This is a genomic window from Sediminibacterium sp. C3, assembly GCF_000508085.1.
Taxonomy (GTDB): Bacteria; Bacteroidota; Bacteroidia; order Chitinophagales; family Chitinophagaceae; genus Sediminibacterium.
In genome coordinates, this window is the sequence record NZ_KI669560.1 from 3187283 (window position 1) to 3189298 (window position 2016).

The 2016-nt window shown below is 36.5% G+C and carries 2 protein-coding genes; one reads left to right on the forward strand and one right to left on the reverse strand.

What is annotated here, in order from left to right:
- The coding region (locus F777_RS16975; protein ID WP_201767621.1) for a hypothetical protein at positions 1–207 on the reverse strand (207 nt) is incomplete at its 3' end.
- A 943-nt stretch (positions 208–1150) separates the two neighbouring features.
- Here F777_RS16975 and F777_RS16980 point away from each other — a divergent pair.
- Entirely contained in the window at positions 1151–2002 is an 852-nt protein-coding gene (locus tag F777_RS16980) for an IS110 family RNA-guided transposase (protein WP_051408643.1), read from the forward strand.
- The last annotated feature ends 14 nt before the right edge of the window (positions 2003–2016 follow it).

Genomic DNA, 2016 nt, shown 5'->3' on the forward strand with positions numbered 1-2016 from the left:
ACTCCCTTGATTGGCTCTTACTTTCTTGTAAGCCTGCCACACCATTAACTTGGTAATTGGTTGTGATTTTGTCTCAAAATAATCTGTCATCCCATTACTGGTTGTAAATTGGTTTTGATAACTAAACAAGCTTAATCCTTCGCTCCACTTATTTTCATAAGCTTCCTCACTACTATGATTAAGTCTGCCGCCATTGCTTCGCCTCATCCAAAAGCGTTTGTTCCTCTTTCGATTTTACAAAACAACAATGACTTCACTTGTTCCATAAAACAGCCTATAATACAGTCCTGCCAACTTAACCCCGGATGCCGTGTAACCGATTATCTGGTATTCATTACACTCTATTCGTAAACACAAACGTAACTGCTTACTTTCGACATCGCTATTGCCCTTACGAGGCTTCATCATTGGTTCACTTGCGTTCAGCTCTTGTACTACGCACCTACAGAAATCATCGTTTCTGTTTTTCTTTATCGCTCACCACAATATTGTTTCCAATCATTGCAGCATAAAGTGGTTTGAAAACTACTCCAGAAAGTCGTCTTCGGAAGACCATCATTTCTCCCTATTATCAGAGAAATGCTTCCATCTGTTTTACAGCATTTAAACATTAATCTCAATAATGCTTAATTCAAGTCACACACGTTCAGGGCTTGGCGAAGTGGCGGAAATCGAAGCACAAATGTTCAGTTCTGCACAAATGTTTAATCGAAGAACTGCCGTTGAATTTAGCACTGAACCCGCCATTTTGCCAAACTGCCTCCTATGTTTACAATTCAATAAATTTATACTAAAGGATTTATACAAATTCAGAAAGAACAAGGGGCGGAATAAGACCGTAAAACCGCGTTGGCCTTGAGCCATTCTAACATGACAGTCACCGCCCTTTCTCTTACCAGATGCTGAACAGTTCATTAAGCAATTTAAAATGCTTGAATTAGGATAGATAGCACAGTGTAAGATTGTTCTTCCCTTTGTTTTTTCCTTACTTCTAATCTAATTTTTAAATGGTTAAAAAACAAATTATGACAGACAAATTATCTTGTTGTGGCATTGATGTGTCTCACTTAACATTAGATGTTACCTACCAAAATAACCTCGGTGAGCTTTTTTATCTCCAGGTTGGAAATAACAATGCAGGGTTTAAAAAATGCTTGAACATACTGGTCAAAACTGTCACTTCGTTATGGAAGCCACTGGTGTTTATTATATCAGGCTTGCCTTTTTCTTGGACAGTTTGGGTTGTAAGTTGAGTGTTGTAAATGCAATGAGTATTAAACGATATATTCAAATGCATTTAGAACGAAATAAAACTGATAAAAAAGATAGCCGATGGATCTGTCACTATGCTATTGATCAGCGCCCTCCATTCTGGCAAATGCCCGATAGCGCATATTTTGAGTGCAAACAGATTTATAATACTATCAGAGAATATGCTGAACAAGTAAAGCGATTTAACAACCAGTTGCACAGTTTAAAATTGCTTCCATTCCCAAGTAAAGAAACCCTAAAATCTATTGAAAAAATGAAGTCTTACTTGGAAAAAGAGATAGATCATTTAGAAGTTAAGCTTCAAGTACTTCTTAAGAAATGGCAGCCTGAGCAATATAAAAGCATCAATAGCATCAAAGGTCTAGGTAAACGTGCCACTGCTTTATTAATCATCTTCACTCAGGGTTTTAAGCACACAACCAATCATCGTCAATTAATCAGCTTTGCCGGTTTAAGTCCAACAGAATATTCTAGTGGAACCAGTATAAAAGGAAGTAACCGAATTTATAAAAAAGGTGGCAAACCAATTCGAGATGTTTTATATATGTGTGCCATGAATGCCAAACAAACAAATGAGGCTTGTAAACAACTTTTTGACAGACTTAAAGCTAATGGAAAAACTGGGAAACAAGCACTAATCGCCGTTATGAACAAACTATTAAAACAAGTATTTGCTGTAGTTAAAAACAATTCACTTTACCAACCTAACTACTGTTCAACTTTACATTAAAAAGGTAATTTTTT